The organism is Paraclostridium dentum (assembly GCF_012922555.1).
GTDB lineage: Bacteria > Bacillota > Clostridia > Peptostreptococcales > Peptostreptococcaceae > Paraclostridium > Paraclostridium dentum.
Genome location: NZ_WIPK01000003.1, coordinates 87,393 through 108,554, shown reverse-complemented (window position 1 = coordinate 108,554; position 21,162 = coordinate 87,393). Strand labels below are relative to the sequence as shown.

Sequence of the window (21,162 nt, the reverse complement as noted above, 5' to 3'; positions counted from 1 at the left end):
GGCCCCCTATATTATTATTTTTTTTTATTATTTCTTTGCATTTTTAATTTTAATAAGGCTAATGATTTTTTTGCGTCTAACTCGCTTACAGTGTTCTCTCCGACAACTTCTGTTTCTATCCCCTTGTCTGATTTATTAAAATCTACTATTGTGTCCATATATTTATTTGTAACTACAAACTTAGCTTGTGTTCCATTAAATGTAAGTCCAACTACCGGGATCTCTCTTTTTCCTATTTCTTCAATAGTATTAGCATAATCTACGTGTGAGTTTCCCCACCCATCACATGAAATTATAACACCATCTGCTCTCATAGCTTCTAGCCATGCAGCTGTTCTTTGTCCAACAAATTCTTTTTCTTTGTTGTCCTGAGGTGTTCCTACTACTACTATCCCCAGAAGATCTATGTCTTTGTCATTACTAACTATATCAAGAAGCGGATCTCTAAAGTGATGTAATGATGTTTCTTTAGTTGATGGTCCTATACCCATTATCTCACCTCATTAAGTCATAGCTCTCAAGGCGCCATCTCTGTATTCATTAGGTGATATTATCATCGGTACATTTCCCATATCAATAATGGATGTACCTCCCTCTAAACCACTTGGTTCATGAGAAAATAATTGATTGTCATACATTGCACCCTGACCTGCTATTTGTTTTACTATTACAACTTTTTTAGCGTCAGGTCTAATTTTGTCAAAATATTCACGAATTTCTGTAGCATCTCTTCCGTCTTGCTGTTTTAAAACATTTCTTATACCTTGTATAAAAGTATCACATGCCTTAAATGTCATCATCGGAAGTTTTCTCTCATATGGCAACCCACCTTTAACTGTAACATCAAAATGAATTATGTAATCATTAGTAGATGGAGTACCATATCTTCCAAACACCATTTGCTCAGAAAGTATACCTTCTGAAGATCCAAATTCATGCATTTGTCTTCCATCTTCATCAACACCAGTAAGCATAACATAAACACCTGTTAAAGTGTGTGTTATTCCTTCACCTAATCTACCTAAAACTTTAGTAGATATAGGGATTATATCCATGATAGTATTAATTTCCTTGTTATAATCTCCTGGTTTGATTATATCTAATTTTATGTCTGTTATTAATTCATGTGAATTTTTAATTTCATTTATGTAGTCATTGTTTATGGATAGTGTACCTTTTTTTATTGAGAACTTTTCATTGAATTCAACATTATTTATATGAAATGGTTTAATTACCAAACGTCTAAGTATTTTCTCTTCCATTTATATCACCTTTTTATATAAGCCCTTCTCTATTGCTAGGGAAGGGCTGTGTTATCTATTATACTTGAGCTACATACTCGTATGGTAATTGAATTATCTTACCAGCAGATGGTATAGCTATTAATTGCTCTAAAGTATCTCTTAATATATGCATTTGCATTTCTTTATTGTTTGGTTCACCAGCATTAGCACCCATTGGAACTAGTGGAGCAACTGCTCTTGGAGTTCCGTTTTGTCTAACTACTGGAGGAAGAGCTGCTATTATTATAGTTGGTATACCAGCTTCTTCTATTGCTCTCTGCACGATCACGGCAGTTCTATGGCAAGTACCTCAGCCAGCTGTTAGAACTACACCGTCTACTCCCTCATCTTTTAATCTTTTAGCGATTTCAGGACCAGTTTCTTCAGTGAATTTAGTTTGGTCTCCACCACCACCCATGAATCCTATATGAACTGGAGCTACAGATTTTATAAATCCTTCTTTAGCTAATTCATGTAGTCTGTCTATAGGGAACATACAGTTTATATCTTTGTTAACATCAGCGTTATCATATCCTCCGTGAGATACCATCATCTCATCAGTAGTTGCTGTGTCTGGTATTTCTCTAAATGTAAAGTCACCTGCTAGGTTGAATCTCTTATCAGCTTTTAAATGTACACCTGACGCTGTAGCTAAAGCTATAGTCATATCCTTTAGTTCTTTAGTTACAGGAGTCCAAACAGGAGGAGGTGTTATTGGTACAAATATTTCAGATTGAAGTCCTTTTATTGTTGTAAGGCTCATAGTTTTTCTCTCCCTTCTATTTCTCTAATTCTTCTTTATTTTTTTTATTTCTTTCGATTATATCTACATACTTTTGATTAGGTTCCGGACTTAGTACTTCTGGATAACTTAACATAAACCCAACCTCAAGACCAAGCTTAAGCTCATAATCAGTTATAAGCATTCTTTTCGGTATTTTAAATTGGCCTAATCTGCCTTTTAAGTCTATAGTAACTCCACCGTCAGTGATATCTACTATAACTCCTTCATACATTCTTTCAGTTGATATATATTTTAATCTATCCATAATATTTCATCCTTCCATAACCTATTAACGTCTTTTACTATTTAGCGTCTTTTTCGTATATATTCTTTCTTTTTTCACTCATTGGTAAAGTTTGCTCGTTTTCAACAAGTTCTAACTTCTTACCAGTTTCTTTTTCTATTAATTCAACGTTATTTAATTTAACGTTAGCATTCCATTTTCTTTCAGCGGCTTTAACTTCTTCTCCACCCATTACTGTCTTTAACATTGCTAAAGATCTTACAGCATCTTCTGGGCATAATGTATTGTTTGATAATACTTCATTTTCTATACCTTGTTTAGACTTGTTGTTGTCTATCATGTATTTCATGTATTCATTACCAACAACTAGAGCACCTTGAACAGCAGAGAAACTTACACCTACTACAGCTACATCTCTCTTACCTATTTGCTCTATATGAGAAGCGAAATCTATATGGTTGTTTCCGAATCCTTCAGTTGTTACTATAGCACCATCAACACCCATAGCTTCTATCATCATACCTAATCTCTTAGATACATAGAATTTCTCAGCATTTACTTGTGGAGATCCTACAAATATAACACCTACTAAATCTATTTCTTCATCATGCATAGCTTCTATTACTAATGGCTCTCTCCAGTAATGTCTAGAGTTTTCTTTAGATGCAGGTCCTATACAAGTTAATGCATGTATACCACCATCTAATACTTCAAGTGGAGATAATACTACTGGAACGTTTCCTAAGTCAACGTTTGGTTTAGCTCCTAATGTTCCAACTGGCTCAACAGGTAATATTAAGTTATCATGCATTGCCCCTTGTCCCATTATCTCTTTAACTACAACAACCTTTTTCTTACCAGGTCTTCTATATTGAGTTAATTCTTCAGTATCAACTACTAAAGACTCTTCAGCTTTCTTTAATGCTTCTCTTATTTCTTGAGTTATATAATCAGATGCACAGTGAGCAGCTAATGGTCCTGGTCTTTCCATGTTAGTACCAGCTTTAACTGTTACTTGAGTTTTGATGAATATATCACCTTTATCAGGAGCACCTGGTCTTCCCCACATTATGTTAGTTTCTAATACACCTTCTGAAGAACCGAATTCACCTATTTGAACTCCGTTTTCATCAGTACCAGTTACCATCATTATAACTCCATCTATAACTCTTGTTACACCTTCTCCTATATCTCCTTCTTCTTTAGTCGCTATAGGTTGAACGTCCATTATAGTTTCACTGTATTTGTTGTATTCAGCTGGAGTTATTATTTCTAACTTCATATCAACAACTAATTCTTCTGAATTTACAGCTTCTTTAGTTAATTCTTCTGGAGTTCTTAAGTATAAAGTAGTTCCATCTATTTTAGTTTCTTCAGCGAAAACTACTTTTTCTATTTTAAAATGTTTTTTAGTTAAGCTTCTTATTGCTTTAGCTTCTTGAACTGGCTCAGCTTTAACTTCTACAGCTTCTGCATTTTCTGCTACAGCTACAGGAGCAACTGGTGCTACACCCATTCCTTGAGCTACATTTAAAGGTATTTCTAAGTTTATATCTCTACCTTCACCTATATGTATCTTTATAGTTTGTCCATTTACTGGAGCTATTTGAGATACTGGAGCTACTGAAGCTACTGGTGCTACTTCTTTAACTTCTTCCTTAACTTCTTCTTTAGCCTCTTCAGCTACTGCTACTACACCTTCTACACAGTCAGCAGTTATTGGAGTTAAAGCATCTAAAGTTTTTAATAATTTAGCTCCTAAAACTTGCTCTATTGTTAAACAATCATCTGCTATTGTTAATAATCCTGAATCCTCTAAGTCAGCGAATATTGCTGGATCTTCTAAATTTGATGGTTCTAGTACAGTCCCAGCTTCAAATCTACAGCAGCATACCGCTGGATCTTTAGCATGAGCTTTAGCTGTTTCTACAGTTATTGACATTTTCTAATACCTCCTAGCATTATTTTTTTCTTCTATATAATCTATGTCCCGAAGCTCTTAATACATGGTCTGTACTATGGTATACAGGCAAACCTAACCTAGGCGCCACTTGCATAACTGTGTTTGTTCAGTCCTCGCAGTTACCTATTAATACAGCTTCAGCTCCTTGACTCTTTAACTTAAGCACTTTTTCTGCTTGACCTGGGCATATACCTGGTAAATCACATCTAAATCTACCATTTACCTCAGTCATTCTTTTACATTTTTCTTCTGCTACAACTTCAGCACCCATTAAAGATGCTATTTGTTTTAATCTTTCTTCTTGAGCTCCACATTCACAAGCTATTATTCCTAATTTCTTGCTTTCTTGTGGAAGTGGCATAGATACTAATATACCTCCTAGAGTTTTAGTAACTGGACTTTCTTCTTCACCGTGTCTTCCAGTGAAAGGACCTCCAAGTACTATTTCTCCATATGGTGCAATGAATCCTCCACATTTTTCTATATATGTTATTATAGGCATTCCTATAGGAACATCCATAAATACTTTGCCTTTGTTCTCTGCACCTTTTACTCTTCCTCCAACAGTTATGTCTTTAGTTATAAAAGGTTTTCTTTCTTCTATAGCTTCTACTATACGTTTTATAGTTTCAACATTAGAAACTACAGTTTTCGCTTCTATTGGAAGTTGTCCTGGAACAAGAGTTATTCCTAATAATTCTCTTATTATAACCCTCTCGTCACCAGCTGGGTACATATCTGGTAAATATTTTAATTCTATGTTTGCTTCATTCTTACAAGCTTTTCCTAATGCCATTATGGCTTTTTTGTACTTCGGCTTTACAGCTATATAAGCTTTATCAGCTTTAGTTATATCAAGCATGTATTTTAATCCTTTAATTATTATCTCTGGATTATTTTCCATTAACTCCACATTGTGACCAAGTACTGGCTCACATTCTGCAGCATTTGCTATGATACATCCTCCTGTAAGATCTACATTAAGTTTTACATGTGTAGGGAAACCAGCTCCTCCTGCACCAACTATACCAGCTTCTTTTATAGCGTCTAAGTTACTTTCTGTATCTTTTATTTTTACATACTCATCAGGTTGATTCTCAGAAGCCTCTATTATTATAGAACTTTCTGTAACTTCAACAACTTTACCATAAACACTTGAATGTATATTTGCTCCTAATCCTTGTGGCTCAGCTATAAGTTGTCCTTTTTTAACTTCGCTTCCAACCTCAACTATAGGTTTACATGGCGCACCTACATGCTGTCTTAATTCTATTTTAAGCATCATAGATTTCACCCCCTGACTAATTTTATTTTACACCATTTTATTATTAGCAATTACCGTGCCAAATATTTTATTTTAATTATTTTTTTAAAGTTTTTGTCGTATTTGTTTATAAAATATCATTTTTCGACACGTTTTTCACATTTCTCTTCAATATCTACATATATTTTATACCAAATTTCATCAAATTACAACGACAAATTACGTTTTCCCGAGAATAAGCGTCATATTTTCGACACTTTTAAGGTTTCATTTTAATTTTTTTATAGTTATTTTTATCACATCCCCCTAACTTCCCTATTTCAAATTGAAAACGTTATAAATGTCAGTTTTTCGTCTAATGTCTATTTTTCGTCACCTCTATGTCGTACTGTTCAATCTTATAATAAAGAGTTGTTCTTGGTATATTAAGTATTTTAGCTGCTTTTGCTTTATTTCCATTAGTCATGCTTAGTGCAACCTTTATAGTTTTTACCTCTAATTTGCTTATAGCTTTATTAAGGTCTAATGGATATTCTTCATCTACGCTTATATGTTGACTAGATTCAACTATATAAACAGGTATATCATCTTTATCTATTATATCTCCAGTAGATAACACTACTATATTTTCTATTGTGTTTTTTAATTCTCTTATATTACCTTTCCACGTATATCTTTGTAATATATCCATAGCTTCTTTACTTATTTTTAGTGGTTCTCTATTGTTTTCTTCACATATCTCTTTTATAAATTTATTAACTAAAAGTAATATATCTTCTTTTCTTTCTCTTAATGGTGGTAAATCTATTTCTACTACATTTAATCTATAATATAAATCTTCTCTAAACTTACCTTCTCCAACTAAATTTTGTAAATTTTTATTAGTTGCAGATATAATTCTAGCGTCTATTTTTATAGTTTTTTCTCCACCTATTCTTCTTACTTCTTTTTCTTGTAATACTCTTAATAGTTTTGCCTGCATGCTTAATGGTAAATCTGCTATCTCATCTAAAAATACAGTACCGTGCTTTGCTAGTTCAAATATACCCATTTTACCTTTTTTATTTGCACCGGTAAACGACCCTGCTTCATATCCAAAAAATTCACTCTCAAATAATTCTGATGGTATGGCACTACAGTTTACAGGTATAAAAGGCCCTTTTCTTTCACTATAATCATGTATAGCACGTGCAAAAACTTCTTTACCTGTTCCACTTTCTCCAAATATAAATATACTACTATTTGTATTCGAAACCCTTTTAGCCACTTCCTTAGCTCTTTCTAATTTATAACTTCTGCCTAATATATTATCAAAACTTCCTTTTGATAAGTTTTTTACTTCATCCTCTAAGTATTTTAATCTATCATTTGCCTTATCAAGTTTTCTTGAAAGCTTTTGTGCCTCTGTTATATCTACTTCTGTACATACAACTCCTACAAATTCCGAATTTATAAATATAGGGTTTGCATCAACTACTCCATAAACATCATTTTCATTATCATTATTTTTGTATATACCACTTTCTCTTGTTTTAGTTCTTAAAACTCTAGCTGATATAGTTCCACTAAGATACTTCTCCATGGATTTCCCAACAATCTCTTCTGACTTTATTCCATATCGATTTTCCATAAACTTATTCCAAAGAACAACTTTTCCATCTGTATTTATAGCACATATTCCTTCTTTTATTTCACCTATTATATGCTTAACAGTTATTCCGTAATCTTCTAACTCCATATATAAGAAATCTCTTATATGTTTTTGATTTACGACCCCTATTAACTTTTCATTTTCTAGTACTGGTAGTACCCCTATGTTATTTCTCATCATTATGTTTCTGCATTCATCTAACTTTGCATCTTTATTTATACTTATTAGATTTTTACTCATTGCATTTTTAACTAACTCATTTTTATAATCTTTACGTTTTAATGATAGATTGCATATATCCGTTAATGATACGATTCCTTTTATGCCGCCGTTTCCATTATCAACCATAACTTCTCTTTCATTTTTACTTACAATCAAATCGATAGCTTGTCCTAGTGTGATGTTTTCATCAACTAAGACAAAACTCTTTCCCATAACATCTTTTACTATTTTAGTTTCTGGTACAGAAAACATTATAACCTCCTGAGAATGAAAATTTTTATAAGTACTATTATACTATATACCTTCTACATAAAATACTTTCTATTTAAATACCTTTTAGAAAATAAAAAATTAGAAAAAAGTTATAGGCTTTTGCCTATAACTTTTTTCTAATTACTTTTTAATTTTTGAATTCCATTTGAATCAACTTCATAACCTTCATTATACATTAACTTTGATAATGGAACTATTTCATATTTTTCTTTTAACTTTGATATTGTTTTTTCTAAGTATTGTTCACTATTTTTTATATCTCCATGAAATAAAACTATAGATCCTGGTTTAACTCCCTTTAAAACTTTCTCTGTAACAAAATTAGGCCCTATTTCCTTCCAGTCAAACGAATCTATATCCCAATTAACTACAGTGTATCCTAAATCTTCGCAAACCTTTAAACTTTTATTATCAAATTCTCCAAAAGGAGGTCTATACATCGTTGTCTTTTCTCCTGTTATAGATTCTATTTTGGATGATGTTGTGTTTAATTCATTTTTTAAATCTGATTCACTTATTTCTTTCATATTAGCATGTGAATTTGAATGGTTTCCTATATCGTGCCCACGCTCACTAATTTCTTTTACTATTTTTTCATTTTCATCTACCCAATTTCCAACTAGAAAAAATGATGCTTTTACATTATATTTATCTAAAACATCCAATATAGTTTCTATATTAGATGATCCAGATGCTATATCAAAAGTTAAAGATATTTTTCTATCATCAGTTTCCACTTTACTTATTGGCATTTTTTCATTTGACATATTTTCCCCTATGTACCTTACGCTATACACTACCCCAAATACAATCGTAAGCGTAAAAGCAAAAAACAAGAAACTAGATATCAACGATTTAATTTCAGTTATTTTCTTATTCATATCATCCCTCCAATTATAAATACTCTAGTACAAGTTTATTTTTATTTTTTTCAAAAAATTACTACTAAATTAATTTTATTAATTGGGAAAGTTAATTGTAATCTAAAAAAAGGTGGTGTATTTATGACTAATCTAAGAAGTGAGTTTGGAATTTTAAAAGGAAAAGCTGAAAACAATGAAATCAAAAGTGTTAAATTAAACAGTACACATTTTTTAAGAGAAGCTCATGGAATTCAAGAAGGAATTAGAAAAGATAAAAAGATAAAAATAAATAAAAAATTTAAATAAAAAAAATTTTAAAAATGTGAATATAATTTTGGGCATTGGTTAAATTAATACCAACAACAAGATTTTAGAAAAAACTTGTTGAGACATCTTATAACTTTAAGGAGGAAATTTACTATGTCAACTAAAAAAGCCGTTCCAGAAGCTAAAGCAGCATTAAATCAAATGAAGCTAGAAATAGCTAATGAGTTAGGTTTATCTAACTATGAATCAGTAGATAAAGGAAACTTAACTGCTAGACAAAATGGATATGTAGGTGGATACATGACTAAAAAGCTAGTAGAAATGGCAGAAAGACAAATGTCTGGAAAATAAGTAGTAAATTAGACACCTAGGATTCATAAGAAGGCTACCTGACAAGGTAGCCTTTTTACATAGATAAATAAAATTTTTATATAAGTGCATATATTTAAATATTAAATTCTACTTTTATTTTTATATGTTTTAGTTTAATATAGTAGTTATATAGAAACATTATACGGAGGATGATATTATGTTTGAAAACTCATCTGAAGAATTAGCTTACCATAAGTTATTAATCTTATATGTTTTAGAAAAAGCTAAGATGGATTTAACAAATTCTCAAATAACACAAGTTATTCTTGAGACGGAAGTAATGAATTATTTCTCATTACAGCAATTTCTTTCACAACTTATGGATGCCAAATTCTTAAAAATATATGAAGATTCAAATAGAGAGTATTACACTTTAACACAAAAAGGTATTGAGACTCTAAACTACTTCTTATCTAGAATTCCTTCTCAAATTACAGAGAAGCTAGATGAGTATATAAAATTAAATAAAGAAAACTTATTAGCAGATACTCAAGTAAAGTCAAGCTTTGTCAAGCAAAGTGATAATGAATATATAGTAAATCTACGAGTTATTGAAAACCAATCAAACTTAATAGATTTAAATTTAAACGTATCTTCCGAAAAACAAGCAAAATTAATATGCGACAATTGGAAAAAGAATGCATCGTATATGTATGCTGAAATAATAGAACTACTTATTACAAACAAAAAATAGCCTACACAAAAACTATAGTGGTAGGCTCTTTTCCTACCTTAATTTCATCTATAATCTCATTTTTATCCGTTCCATAAATCTTAACACTATTATTAAAAGTATCAGTTAAAAACAAAAACTTACTATCATTTGATAGTTCTAACCCTTGAGGATTTCCATTTATCTTTATACACCCAATTTCTTTATGTGTTTTATAGTCTAATATTTTTATAGCTTTATATCCTAAGTCTGCTATATATATATGTTCTTTTTTATAATTTACGCATATTTCAACTGGTATTAAAAAATTTCCTATTGTATCTAATATATTTAAGTTTTTTTTATCTAAAATAATTATCTTACCATCTAATGTAGATGTATATATAATATCCTTATATTTATCTATTTTTATATGCCATGCTTTATAATCTAAATCGACCTTTCGTTCAACTATTTTCTTTTCTATATCTATACATAAAATAGAATCGATACAAGGCACATATAGTTTATTATCTACTTTATCATATGCAAACCCATGAGGCATATTGTCAACGCTAATAACCCCTATTGGTTCCAGATTATCCTTATCCAATACATAAATACTATTCGAATCTTCATTAGCTACAAAAAGTTCATTTTTACAAAGCGAAACCTGGCTTAAATTTCCTCCTATAGATACAGAATCTATTATTTTCTCTTTTCCAATATCTAAAACATAAAGAACTCCATCAAACGAACTTGGTATATACATTATGTTTTTATCTTTTTCTATGCAAAAATGGTGAGGATATATGTCTGGCCCTAAATTTATTTCTTTTTCCAATTTAAGAGTCTGATAATCTATTACACTTAAACTTTGTGATAAATAATTAGATGTATATAGCTTCAAAACAAAACCTCCTCGCAATAAAATGTACTATCATAGTATATTGTTTAAAATGCTCGTCTTATTACTTTTTTTACTAACTAGGAAATTATACTTATTAAAAAGTTGTTGATATTCATCTATATTATTTGATATTATTTACTTATCATGTTTTTGGAGGTATTTACAATGAAAGTATCATTTAAACCATCAGGGGTTTGTTGTAAGGAAATGGTGTTTGATATCGATGAAAATAATATAGTTACAAGTGTAGACTTCGTTGGTGGATGTCCTGGTAACTTATTAGGTCTTAAACATCTTGTAGAGGGAACTCGTGCTGATGAGGTTGCAGAGAAATTAGCTGGTATAACTTGTGGAGGAAAATCTACTTCTTGTCCTGATCAATTATCAAAAGCTTTACGTGAACAATTATCAAAATAAAAAATAGAGTTTGTAATTTAAGTATTTTAACTCAGATTACAAACTCTATTTTTATTTATTTACTATTATAGTTCTTACGTTTCCTATCATATATAAAGATCCTGCACTTATTATTACATCATCTTTATTTGATATTTCTAATGCATAGTCAACAGCTTCTTTTATATTTGGTTTGCAAGTTACTTCTATATTATATCTTTCTATTTTTTCTTTAAGTTTATCAGCATCTATAGCTCTTGGATTATCAGGTGTAGTAGTTATAACATTATTAAATTTAGGTATTAATAAATCTAATACAGATTCTATATCCTTGTCTTCAAGCATTCCTATAACTAGAATTTTGTTTTTATTTTCAAAATATTTATCAATAGAATTTGCAAGTGATTTAGCACCTTCTTCATTATGTGCTCCATCTATTATAAACATTGGATTTTCACTTATTTTTTCTATTCTTCCTGGCCACTTAGTTTCTAATAGACCTTTTCTAATATTTTCTTCAGATATGTTTGTAATTTTAATATCATTTAAATACTCAATAACATTTAAAGCTACAATAGAATTTTTTATCTGATGATTTCCTATTAATTTAATTTCTAAATCTCTTAATTCTTTTCCATTTATATTACAATTATATATTTGTGAGTTAATATTTGATGATTTTATTTCTATATTTTTAAAATCGCATTCTATGTATTTAGATTTCTTTTCCTCACATATATTTTTTATAACTGCACTTGCTTCTTCTTGCTGTGGATACACTATAGTAGGGCAATCTTCTTTTATAATTCCGCCCTTTTCAAAAGCTATTTTTGCTAATGTATCTCCAAGTATACCTGTATGATCTAAACTTATTGAAGTTATTGCACTTACTACAGGTTTATCGATAACATTAGTTGCATCGTATCTACCTCCAAGACCAACTTCTAGAGCAACAAAGTCAACTTTTTCTTGGTTGTAATAATAAAATGCCATAGCCGTAACTATTTCAAATTCAGTAGGATAAGAATATCCTTCACTAACCATTATTTCTATTTTTTCTTTTATTAAAGATACTATTTTTCCAACTTCTTCTTCACGTATATTTTCTCCATTTACTCTTATTCTTTCTGTAAATGTCTCTAAAAATGGAGAAGTATATAATCCTACTTTATATCCGCTTTCTTTTAAAATAGATGATATGAAAGAACATGTTGATCCTTTACCATTAGTACCTGCAACATGTATTATTTTTAAATTACTTTGCGGGTTTCCTAATAGTTCTAATAATTTTTTTATATTACCTAATCCTAGTCTCATACCAAACTTATGACTTTCGTGTATAAACTGTAAAGCCTCATTATAATTCATATTGTTCCTCCATTGTATAATTAAGTGTAAATTATTTCTAATGTTATTTAATTTCGGCAAAATACTCAATTAATCCTCTTGTTAATAACTTAAAAATTCTATGCAAATTTCTTTCCTGAAAATTTTCAAAAACAAAATTGCCAACTTATATTTTAACTTATATTTAGGCAAGTTATCTATATACTATTTCATATTTTTTAGCTATAAACATAAAATAGCCCATATATAAGTTTTAGCTACATTTCAAAGCATCTTTACCGCTTTGTTAAGCAAAATTTATATATGGACTCTACATACTCTACTATTATATATTGGTTTAATTATTTATATATTTTTCAAATACTTCAGTGAAATCTTTATTGCTATAATTTAATCTTAGCGATTCCATCCAATCTAAGTTAAAGTTAGTTAACTCTTTTACAACATTTACTGCATTTCCATCTAAATTACATCTTGAAATTGCATTGTTTGCCATATCAAGGCCTTTTGTTCCATCTTGTATAGCAACTTGGTTTTTACCTTGTTGTATTCCAACTTCAACTAAAGCTTTATATAAATCTTTTAATTGTTCTAATTGTTTTTTATCTACATCTATACTAAATGCTTCTTCTCCAAAGCTAAATTTTATCTCTATGTCTAAGTCTACAGTTCCCGCAGTTTCTAGTGTTACTGAATGTACTCTTTCATAATAAAATTCATGTCTTTTAACAGTTCTTTTTTTACTAATTGCATTAGCTCCGTCTACATGTAAAAGACCTCTATTTGTAAATACATACTCATCCGATTTTGATTTTATAACAAAGAATATTTTTTCTCCATCTTCATGCATTATATAATCATCACCATCTACTTTATCAAAATCTCTTGGCGATATTATTTTACCTATATCAGATAAACCTAAAGTATCAGCTGCCATTCTTCCAAATAAATTTCCTGCCATAAATACCCCTCCTTAAATTTTATTATTTACTATTATACCCTATAATCCATATTCTTCACATAACTCTTTACCTTTATCCTTATCTTCCCATCGTAAAGAGATCCTGACGACATTTCAAAGCGTCTTTTCAGCTTTGTGGAACAAAACTCATCCTTACCTTCCTCTCCACAAAATAGATATCTAAATTAAGTATAAGCATAGTAAAGAGACCCTATATAAGTTTTAGCGACATTTCAAAGCAATCTCTACAGCTTTGTGGAGCAAAATTTATATAGGGTCTCTACATCTATACTATTATATATCTATTTTTACTACTTCATTTTAGCTTCTATATTTTCGATTCTTTCAATAACTGATTTCATCATTTCTTCAAATTTTTCTTTTTTAGCTTTTTCTTCATTAACTAAGCTTTCTGGAGCTTTAGCTAAGAATCCTTGATTAGAAAGTTTTCCGTTTACTCTCTTTATTTCACCTTCTAATTTAGCTTTTTCCTTATTTAATCTATCTAGTTCTTTAGTGAAGTCAACTAATTCATCAAGAGGTATAAATATTTTTACACCATCTATAACAACACTTACAGCGTCTTCTGGTATATTAGTTTCATCTTCAACTATTTCAACTGTAGATGCAGATGCTAATGTTACAAAGTAATCAAGTCCAGCTTCCATAGCTTCTTTCTTATCAGCTGTCGGAACTATTATCACTTTAGCTTTCTTTGATGGTGGTACGTTCATTTCAGCTCTTACGTTTCTTATGTTTCTTATACCATCCATTGTTAAGTTCATCATTTCTTCTTCTTTAGCCATATTGTCAGCTTCATCGTAATGAGGGAACTGAGCTACAACTATACTTCCTTCTACAGTTGGAAGGTGAGTATATATTTCTTCAGTTATAAATGGCATGTATGGATGAAGAAGTTTTAATATTTTTTCTAATACATATGTTAATGTATATAATGCTGTTTGCTTAGCTTCTTTATCATCTGAGTATAATCTTGGCTTAACTATTTCTATATACCAGTCACAGTACTCTGACCAAGCAAAGTCATATATCTTCTGAGCTGCTATTCCTAAGTCAAACTTATCCATGTTATCAGTAACTTCTTTAACAACATTATTAGCTCTTGAAATTATCCATTTATCAGCTAAAGTCATATTTTTTTCTACTGATTCTCTAGTAACACCATTCATTATTTCTTCATCTATATTCATAAATACGAATCTAGATGCATTCCATAACTTATTAGCAAAGTTTCTAGATGATTCAACTCTTTCCATATAGAATCTCATATCATTTCCTGGAGAGTTTCCTGTAGCTAACATGAATCTTAAAGCATCAGCTCCATATTGATCTATTACTTCTAATGGATCTATTCCGTTTCCTAGAGATTTACTCATTTTTCTACCTTCTGAGTCTCTTACAAGTCCATGTATTAATACATGTTCAAATGGAGTTTCTCCCATACAGAACATTCCTGCAAATGCCATTCTTACAACCCAGAAGAATATTATATCGTATCCAGTTACAAGTACACTTGTTGGGTAGTAGTAGTTTAGCTCTTCTGTTTTATTAGGCCATCCTAATGTTGAGAAAGGCCATAATGCAGATGAGAACCATGTATCTAATACATCTTCATCTTGCTTAAAGTGAGTATGTCCACATTTACATTGTTTTGGCATTTCTTTAGCAACTACTACCTCACCACATTCTTGACAGTAGTATGCTGGTATTTGATGTCCCCACCATAACTGTCTTGATATACACCAGTCTCTTATATTTTCTAACCATTGTAGGTAAGTTTTATCAAATTTATCTGGAACAAATTCTAAATCTTGTTTCTTTAATATGTCTATAGCAGGTTTTGCTAATTCATCCATTTTAACGAACCATTGATCTGATAATCTTGGCTCAACTACAGTTTTACATCTGTAACAAGATCCTACATTGTGATTATGATCTTTTATCGCTATTAAGTATCCAGCTTCTTCTAAATCAGCTATAATTTGCTTTCTACACTCATATCTGTCCATGCCTTCATACTTACCAGCTAATTTATTCATAGTTCCATCTTCGTTCATTACGTTTATCTTTTCAAGGTCATGTCTTTGACCTACTTCAAAGTCATTAGGGTCATGTGCTGGAGTCATTTTAACTGCACCTGTTCCAAACTCTAAATCAACGTAATCATCTGCAACTATTATAAGTTCTCTTCCTACTAGTGGAAGTATAGCATGCTTTCCTACTAAATGAGTATATCTTTCATCTTCAGGGTTTACTGCTATACCAGTATCTCCTAACATTGTTTCTGGTCTAGTTGTTGCTATTTCTAAGAACTCTTCACTACCTGCTATTGGGTATTTTATATGATAGAACTTTCCATCATGCTCTTCATGCTCAACTTCAGCATCAGATAATGTAGTTTTACAATCAGGACACCAGTTTATTATTCTGTTTCCTTTGTAAATTTGACCTTTTTCATATAACTTTACAAAGAATTCTGTAACTGCTTCATTACAACCTTGATCCATTGTAAATCTTTCTCTTTCCCAGTCACATGAATCTCCTAATTGTTTCATTTGGTCTACTATCTTTCTACCAAATTCATTTCTCCAGTCCATAGCTCTTTTTAGGAACTCTTCTCTTCCTATTTCGTACTTAGTTTTTCCTTCTTGTTCTTTTATTCTTTCAACAACTTTAACTTCTGTTGCTATAGAAGCATGGTCTGTTCCTGGTTGCCATAAAGCTTCATAACCGTCCATTCTCTTCCATCTTATAAGTATATCTTGTAATGTATGGTCAAGAGCATGCCCCATGTGTAATTGCCCCGTTATGTTTGGTGGGGGAAGCATTATAGTAAATGGCTTTTTATTTGGGTTTGGCTTAGATTTGAATAAACCTTCTTCTACCCACTTTGAATATAATCTTGATTCAAAGTCTTTTGGATTATACGTTTTTGGTAAGTTTGTATTTTCCATGTAAATTCCTCCTATTTTTTATTTTATATACATAAAAAAGAGCCCTTCATCCTATTTAAGGACGAAAAGCTCGCGTTACCACCTTAATTTTATGTAAAGCTTTTAATCAAGCTCTACATAACACTTAATAAATTTAACGATTCTCACCGTCTAAGCTTACTATTATTTTCAGCTTAGAAACTCCAAAGCTACCTTCTGCAATTCATTTCTTGGAAAGTCTTTCAGCCGGTGAACTTTCCTCTCTGTAAGTTGAGTTTGCATACTCCTCTTTTTCTCAGTTTTTAAATATTCTGTTTATCTTTTAATTATATATAATCATCATTATTATTGTCAATATTTATAAATATTATATTCAGTTACGTAAATTTTGTTCCCAAAAATTTTTCGGCATATCACTTTCTTCTATTGGCATTATTGTATATCCTTTTTCTTTTAATTGATTTATTATACCTTGAAGAGCTTTAACACTTTGTTCCTTTTCATGCATTAAAAGTACAACTTCACTATGTTGATTGGAATATTTATTTACATTATTTACTATAGTTTGTGGAGTCCCCTTCCAATCTTCTGTATCCAAATTCCAATCCCAGATTTTAAATCCATCATCAACTAATGCATTGTATGATTCTTCTGGAGCATAAGGTTTACTACCATAAGGCAATCTTATTAAGTTTGAGTTTACTTTAGTAATTTTATTTAATGTGTCTTGGCACTTATCAAATTCATTAACAGTATTTTCCGGAGTTTTATATAGTACAGATATGTCGTGACTTACACTGTGAAATCCCATAGAGTGGCCCTCTTGAGCGATTCTTTTTAATTGTTCTGGATGTTGTTTCATATTACCTTCTATCATAAAGAACGTGGCTTTAACATTATTGCTATCTAAAATAGATAGTATTCCATCTGTGTATTTAGATGGTCCATCATCAATTGTTATATAAGCAACCTTCTCAGGTTTTGGCTTTGGTCCTCTATTATTTACACTACTTGCTTTCATCATGAGGTCAGTTAATGTCATCGTATCACTTTCTAGCAATTTTATATCTATATTATTTTGTTCACTTGATGTAGCAATGATTTTATCAAATGTAACAAATAATAAAAACAAAAGTAATACAACTGTAGATACACTTAAAAAAATAGGTTTTATTTTTCTTTTCATCCCCACTTCCCCTTTGTTTTTTATATTTTAATAAATACTATTAGTTATTATTGACAATTATTTCAATCAATATAGCTAAATTTTATAATTAAACACTGTACTTTAATAGATATGTTTGTACTCAATAAAATATTAGCACAAAAAAAATAAAACTACATTCCTGTAGTTTTATCCTATTTCAATCATATCGCCTCTTAATGCATATATAATCTTTTCACATATATTGGTAATATGGTCTCCAATTCTTTCTAAATACCTAGCAACAAACAACATCGTCACTCCTTGATCTATGTTTACTTCTTTTTCATGCATAACCTTAAGTGTATGTTCATGTATAACATCATACAACTTATCTACTAAGTCATCTTTTAAAGCTGTATTGTATGCAAGTTCTTCATCTCTTAGTTCTAAAGCTTTCTTTGCATCTTTTATCATATCAATGCATATATCTTTCATTTTAGGTATGTCTATTAATTCTTTTATATATTCTTCTTTTCCTATCTTTACAACTTCAACTGATATATTTACAGAATAATCGCCTATACGCTCTAACTCTAAGCACATACTTTCTAATGCATATATAAATCTTAAATCTTTTGCCATAGGTTGTTTTAATGCCATAAGCTCAATACTTCTATCCCTTATATAGTCTCTTAAAGTGTCTATTTCATCATCTTTTTGTGAAATTCCTTTTGCTTTTTCAATATCTTTTGTCATCATGCTGTTTACTGATTCTTCTAGAATTTCTTGACTTTTATCAAACATTTTTAGTGTATAGTTTATAAGGGTATTTATATTTAACTCTAAGTTATTGTTGACCATTTTAAAACTCCTTTTTATTGATTATTTTATATTTATTTTATCCAAATCTTCCTGTTATATAATCTTCTGTACGTTTATCCCTTGGACTAGTAAATATAGTTTTTGTTTCGTCAAATTCTACAACTTCTCCTGATAGGAAAAATGCAGTTTCATCCGATACACGAGCTGCTTGTTGCATATTATGAGTTACTATTACTATAGTATATTTATCTTTTAACTCATCTATTAATTCTTCTACTTTAGATGTTGATATCGGATCTAGCGCTGAAGTTGGCTCATCCATTAATATTACTTCTGGCTTCATAGCTATTGTTCTAGCTATACAAATACGTTGTTGCTGTCCTCCTGATAATCCTAAAGCTGATTTATTTAATCTGTCTTTAACCTCTTCCCAAATAGCAGCTCCTCTTAAACTTTCTTCAACAATCTTATCTAATGTAGCTTTATCTTTTATTCCATGTATTCTAGGTCCATAAGCAACATTATCATATATGCTCATCGGGAATGGATTTGGTTTTTGGAATACCATTCCTACTTTTGTACGTAGTTTTATAACATCATCAGATTTATATATATCTTCTCCGTCTACAGATATTTCCCCTTTTATTTTAACATTTTCAATTAAATCGTTCATTCTATTTAAAGTTCTTAAAAAAGTTGATTTTCCACATCCTGAAGGTCCTATTAATGCAGTTACTTTATTTTCTTTTATCTGCATGTCTATTCCTTTTAATGCTTTGTTATCTCCATAGAAAAGTTCTAAGTTTTTTACATTTATTTTTATATTATTCATCTTAATAGCTCTCCTTACTAAGCTTTTTAACTATAAATTTAGCTAAAGTATTTAAACATAATACTATAATTATTAAAACTACACCTACACTAGCTGCTTGTTGTATATTTCCAGTTTCTTTAGCAACTAAGTAAGATTGAACTGTAAGTGTTCTAGCACTATCAAATATGCTAGTTGGCATTTGTGCTACTGTTCCAGCTGTTAATAATATAGCTGCTGACTCCCCAACCACACGACCTATCGATAGTATTATTCCTGATAAAATCCCTGGTAATGCACTTGGTACTATTACTTTGTATAGAGTTTGGAATTTTGTAGCTCCCATAGCTAAAGATGCTTCTCTATATCCTTGTGGAACTGTCTTTAATGCTTCTTCTGTTGTACGTATTATTACAGGTAAAATTATTATAGCTACTGTTAATGATCCTGCAATAATTGAATATCCCATTTGAAGTGTTATAACAAAGAATATACCTCCAAATAATCCATAAACTATAGATGGTATCCCTGCTAAACTCTCTGTTGCGAATCTTACAATATTAACTATTGGTCCTTTTTTAGCATATTCTTGTAGATATACTGCCGCTAAAACACCTATTGGTGTAGCAACTATTAATGATAAAAATACTGTATATAAAGTTGTGACGATCATTGGTAGTATTCCACCATCACCACTTGCTGAATAATCACTAGTTAAAAAGTTTAGGTTTATTCCCCCAATTCCTTTTATAAATATAAATCCAACTATTACTAACAACATTCCTATTGTAAATATAGCTGATAGCCAAACTGCCGCCTTTAAAAAATTTTCTCTTAATTTTCTCATATTAATTGCCTGCCTTATTAGAAAGTTTACTTAATACTAAGTTAAGTACTAATATAAAGATAAATAGTACAACTCCTGTCGCAAATAACATCTCTTGATGTGTTCCAAATGCGTATCCCATTTCTAATGCAATATTAGTTGTTAATGGTCTTACACTATCCATAAGTGAGTTAGGTAAAACTGGTGAGTTACCTGCAACTAGTATTACTGCCATAGTCTCACCTAAAGCTCTTCCTGTTCCTAATACTACCGCCGCTAAAATACCTGATTTTGCAGCTGGTAAAACTACTTTAAATATTGTTTCAATCTTTGATGCTCCTAAAGCTAAAGAGCCTTCTCTATAAGCATCTGGTACAGCTTTTATAGCAGTTTTTGAAACAGCTATTATTGTAGGTAACATCATTATAGAAAGAACTATTATTACAGCAAATAAACTTTGTCCCTTTGGTAAATTAAATACATCTTGAATAGTTGGAACAATAACTGCTAATCCAAATAATCCATAAAGTACAGATGGTATTCCTGCTAATAAGTCAACTCCAGAACTTATTATGTTTGCTATTTTTTTAGGAGCTACTTCTGCAATAAATGCTGCAGTAAGAATTCCAATCGGAGCTCCTATTAAAAGTGCACCTATTGTTGATAAAATTGATGCTACTATCATAGGTAAAATTCCATATTGATCTGCACTTGGAACCCATGAAGTACCTGTTAAAAAGTCTATAAATGAGTATCCCTTTGATATAAATGGTGTAAGTCCTTTATAAAAAACAAAACCTATAATAAGTAATAAGCTAATTACTGCAATTAAAGCACTTATCATGAATACATTTTTTGCTATTTTTTCTATTGTATACTTTGTTTTGTTGTTATTTTTAGTTTTAATCAGTTGCTCATTAGCTAACATAAATACCTCCATTTTTTATAACTCTTATGATTTCTAATTTATAATTTTAGTTTGTCAACTTTACTATGCTTTATTCTTTTTTAAGTTTTTTCTCTACAATTCAATAATAAAGTTTAAATGTTAAGTTTAAATTAGAGTTATGTTAACTGAAAGTAAAGTATGTTAACTCGCCGTAAAATGATGTTTTTCAAACTAAATTCAATATTTTCAAAAAAAAAGAGA

19 protein-coding genes, 1 pseudogene and 1 other annotated feature are annotated in these 21,162 nt (G+C 30.3%); of the genes and pseudogenes, 4 read left to right on the top strand and 16 right to left on the bottom strand.

All coding sequences use genetic code 11. The features are described from left to right. Nucleotides 1–14: 14 nt before the first annotated feature. The 7 genes and pseudogenes from prdD to GFJ41_RS08045 form a co-directional block, all read right to left on the bottom strand. Nucleotides 15–1,262 (bottom strand): annotated as a pseudogene (gene prdD, locus GFJ41_RS18710) (proline reductase cluster protein PrdD). Between the two features lie 58 nt (nucleotides 1,263–1,320). Next, complete coding sequence (prdB, locus tag GFJ41_RS08070) at nucleotides 1,321–2,046, bottom strand: D-proline reductase (dithiol) protein PrdB (protein WP_077175920.1); 726 nt, start codon at nucleotides 2,044–2,046, stop codon at nucleotides 1,321–1,323. Between the two features lie 16 nt (nucleotides 2,047–2,062). Continuing rightward, nucleotides 2,063–2,332, bottom strand: a complete 270-nt coding sequence (locus GFJ41_RS08065; protein WP_021430161.1) for a CBO2463/CBO2479 domain-containing protein — start codon at nucleotides 2,330–2,332, stop codon at nucleotides 2,063–2,065. A 37-nt stretch (nucleotides 2,333–2,369) separates the two neighbouring features. Continuing rightward, on the bottom strand, nucleotides 2,370–4,253 hold the full coding sequence (prdA, locus tag GFJ41_RS08060; protein WP_035117114.1) for a D-proline reductase (dithiol) proprotein PrdA: 1,884 nt from the start codon (nucleotides 4,251–4,253) through the stop codon (nucleotides 2,370–2,372). A 19-nt stretch (nucleotides 4,254–4,272) separates the two neighbouring features. Continuing rightward, nucleotides 4,273–5,559 (bottom strand): proline reductase-associated electron transfer protein PrdC, encoded by a 1,287-nt coding sequence (gene prdC, locus GFJ41_RS08055; protein ID WP_206001526.1) that lies wholly within the window; start codon nucleotides 5,557–5,559, stop codon nucleotides 4,273–4,275. A gap of 334 nt (nucleotides 5,560–5,893) precedes the next feature. Beyond that, on the bottom strand, nucleotides 5,894–7,663 hold the full coding sequence (prdR, locus tag GFJ41_RS08050; RefSeq protein WP_170075053.1) for a sigma-54 dependent transcriptional regulator PrdR: 1,770 nt from the start codon (nucleotides 7,661–7,663) through the stop codon (nucleotides 5,894–5,896). Nucleotides 7,664–7,800: 137 nt separating this feature from the next. Next, nucleotides 7,801–8,565, bottom strand: a complete 765-nt coding sequence (locus tag GFJ41_RS08045) for a polysaccharide deacetylase family protein (protein WP_053832093.1) — start codon at nucleotides 8,563–8,565, stop codon at nucleotides 7,801–7,803. 123 nt (nucleotides 8,566–8,688) lie between these two features. Here GFJ41_RS08045 and GFJ41_RS08040 point away from each other — a divergent pair, with 123 nt between their 5' ends. The 3 genes from GFJ41_RS08040 (at nucleotide 8,689) to GFJ41_RS08030 (ending at nucleotide 9,880) form a co-directional block, all read left to right on the top strand. Beyond that, complete coding sequence (locus tag GFJ41_RS08040; protein ID WP_021430201.1) at nucleotides 8,689–8,853, top strand: hypothetical protein; 165 nt, start codon at nucleotides 8,689–8,691, stop codon at nucleotides 8,851–8,853. Between the two features lie 114 nt (nucleotides 8,854–8,967). Next, nucleotides 8,968–9,165, top strand: a complete 198-nt coding sequence (locus tag GFJ41_RS08035; protein WP_021430292.1) for an alpha/beta-type small acid-soluble spore protein — start codon at nucleotides 8,968–8,970, stop codon at nucleotides 9,163–9,165. 178 nt (nucleotides 9,166–9,343) lie between these two features. Continuing rightward, nucleotides 9,344–9,880 (top strand): DUF4364 family protein, encoded by a 537-nt coding sequence (locus GFJ41_RS08030; protein ID WP_021430274.1) that lies wholly within the window; start codon nucleotides 9,344–9,346, stop codon nucleotides 9,878–9,880. Nucleotide 9,881: 1 nt separating this feature from the next. Here the strand turns inward: GFJ41_RS08030 and GFJ41_RS08025 are convergent, their stop codons facing one another. After that, nucleotides 9,882–10,748, bottom strand: coding sequence for a YncE family protein (locus GFJ41_RS08025; RefSeq protein WP_053832094.1), 867 nt, complete (start codon nucleotides 10,746–10,748; stop codon nucleotides 9,882–9,884). 165 nt (nucleotides 10,749–10,913) lie between these two features. Between GFJ41_RS08025 and GFJ41_RS08020 the strand changes: the two genes are divergently transcribed. Beyond that, the gene (locus GFJ41_RS08020) at nucleotides 10,914–11,165 is read left to right on the top strand and encodes a TIGR03905 family TSCPD domain-containing protein (protein ID WP_021430220.1); all 252 of its coding nucleotides are present in this window, start codon (nucleotides 10,914–10,916) and stop codon (nucleotides 11,163–11,165) included. A 51-nt stretch (nucleotides 11,166–11,216) separates the two neighbouring features. Here the strand turns inward: GFJ41_RS08020 and GFJ41_RS08015 are convergent, their stop codons facing one another. The 8 genes from GFJ41_RS08015 to pstC form a co-directional block, all read right to left on the bottom strand. Continuing rightward, the gene (locus tag GFJ41_RS08015) at nucleotides 11,217–12,512 is read right to left on the bottom strand and encodes a bifunctional folylpolyglutamate synthase/dihydrofolate synthase (RefSeq protein WP_170075052.1); all 1,296 of its coding nucleotides are present in this window, start codon (nucleotides 12,510–12,512) and stop codon (nucleotides 11,217–11,219) included. Nucleotides 12,513–12,828: 316 nt separating this feature from the next. After that, nucleotides 12,829–13,452 (bottom strand): PH domain-containing protein, encoded by a 624-nt coding sequence (locus GFJ41_RS08010; protein ID WP_021434113.1) that lies wholly within the window; start codon nucleotides 13,450–13,452, stop codon nucleotides 12,829–12,831. Between the two features lie 311 nt (nucleotides 13,453–13,763). Then, nucleotides 13,764–16,427: a valine--tRNA ligase gene (locus tag GFJ41_RS08005; RefSeq protein ID WP_170075051.1), complete on the bottom strand. Its 2,664-nt coding sequence runs from the start codon at nucleotides 16,425–16,427 to the stop codon at nucleotides 13,764–13,766. Nucleotides 16,428–16,481: 54 nt separating this feature from the next. After that, nucleotides 16,482–16,712, bottom strand: a binding site (T-box leader). Between the two features lie 67 nt (nucleotides 16,713–16,779). Next, nucleotides 16,780–17,592, bottom strand: coding sequence for a polysaccharide deacetylase family protein (locus GFJ41_RS08000; protein ID WP_025162342.1), 813 nt, complete (start codon nucleotides 17,590–17,592; stop codon nucleotides 16,780–16,782). A 168-nt stretch (nucleotides 17,593–17,760) separates the two neighbouring features. Further along, the gene (phoU, locus tag GFJ41_RS07995) at nucleotides 17,761–18,414 is read right to left on the bottom strand and encodes a phosphate signaling complex protein PhoU (RefSeq protein WP_170075050.1); all 654 of its coding nucleotides are present in this window, start codon (nucleotides 18,412–18,414) and stop codon (nucleotides 17,761–17,763) included. Nucleotides 18,415–18,451: 37 nt separating this feature from the next. Next, on the bottom strand, nucleotides 18,452–19,207 hold the full coding sequence (gene pstB / locus GFJ41_RS07990; RefSeq protein ID WP_021430165.1) for a phosphate ABC transporter ATP-binding protein PstB: 756 nt from the start codon (nucleotides 19,205–19,207) through the stop codon (nucleotides 18,452–18,454). Between the two features lies 1 nt (nucleotide 19,208). Further along, nucleotides 19,209–20,033: a phosphate ABC transporter permease PstA gene (gene pstA / locus GFJ41_RS07985; protein WP_025162339.1), complete on the bottom strand. Its 825-nt coding sequence runs from the start codon at nucleotides 20,031–20,033 to the stop codon at nucleotides 19,209–19,211. A 1-nt stretch (nucleotide 20,034) separates the two neighbouring features. After that, on the bottom strand, nucleotides 20,035–20,940 hold the full coding sequence (gene pstC / locus GFJ41_RS07980; RefSeq protein WP_052169210.1) for a phosphate ABC transporter permease subunit PstC: 906 nt from the start codon (nucleotides 20,938–20,940) through the stop codon (nucleotides 20,035–20,037). Nucleotides 20,941–21,162: the final 222 nt, after the last annotated feature.

What these genes read in the sequence shown, in the direction of transcription:
- GFJ41_RS08040 (WP_021430201.1), top strand. Translation starts at nt 8,689, where the DNA reads ATGACTAATCTAAGAAGTGAGTTTGGAATTTTAAAAGGAAAAGCTGAA.
- GFJ41_RS08045 (WP_053832093.1), bottom strand. Translation starts at nt 8,565, where the DNA reads ATGAATAAGAAAATAACTGAAATTAAATCGTTGATATCTAGTTTCTTG.
- pstA (WP_025162339.1), bottom strand. Translation starts at nt 20,033, where the DNA reads ATGAGAAAATTAAGAGAAAATTTTTTAAAGGCGGCAGTTTGGCTATCA.
- pstB (WP_021430165.1), bottom strand. Translation starts at nt 19,207, where the DNA reads ATGAATAATATAAAAATAAATGTAAAAAACTTAGAACTTTTCTATGGA.
- GFJ41_RS08020 (WP_021430220.1), top strand. Translation starts at nt 10,914, where the DNA reads ATGAAAGTATCATTTAAACCATCAGGGGTTTGTTGTAAGGAAATGGTG.
- pstC (WP_052169210.1), bottom strand. Translation starts at nt 20,940, where the DNA reads ATGTTAGCTAATGAGCAACTGATTAAAACTAAAAATAACAACAAAACA.
- prdA (WP_035117114.1), bottom strand. Translation starts at nt 4,253, where the DNA reads ATGTCAATAACTGTAGAAACAGCTAAAGCTCATGCTAAAGATCCAGCG.
- GFJ41_RS08065 (WP_021430161.1), bottom strand. Translation starts at nt 2,332, where the DNA reads ATGGATAGATTAAAATATATATCAACTGAAAGAATGTATGAAGGAGTT.
- GFJ41_RS08005 (WP_170075051.1), bottom strand. Translation starts at nt 16,427, where the DNA reads ATGGAAAATACAAACTTACCAAAAACGTATAATCCAAAAGACTTTGAA.
- prdR (WP_170075053.1), bottom strand. Translation starts at nt 7,663, where the DNA reads ATGTTTTCTGTACCAGAAACTAAAATAGTAAAAGATGTTATGGGAAAG.
- GFJ41_RS08030 (WP_021430274.1), top strand. Translation starts at nt 9,344, where the DNA reads ATGTTTGAAAACTCATCTGAAGAATTAGCTTACCATAAGTTATTAATC.
- GFJ41_RS08000 (WP_025162342.1), bottom strand. Translation starts at nt 17,592, where the DNA reads ATGAAAAGAAAAATAAAACCTATTTTTTTAAGTGTATCTACAGTTGTA.
- phoU (WP_170075050.1), bottom strand. Translation starts at nt 18,414, where the DNA reads ATGGTCAACAATAACTTAGAGTTAAATATAAATACCCTTATAAACTAT.
- GFJ41_RS08010 (WP_021434113.1), bottom strand. Translation starts at nt 13,452, where the DNA reads ATGGCAGGAAATTTATTTGGAAGAATGGCAGCTGATACTTTAGGTTTA.
- GFJ41_RS08035 (WP_021430292.1), top strand. Translation starts at nt 8,968, where the DNA reads ATGTCAACTAAAAAAGCCGTTCCAGAAGCTAAAGCAGCATTAAATCAA.
- GFJ41_RS08015 (WP_170075052.1), bottom strand. Translation starts at nt 12,512, where the DNA reads ATGAATTATAATGAGGCTTTACAGTTTATACACGAAAGTCATAAGTTT.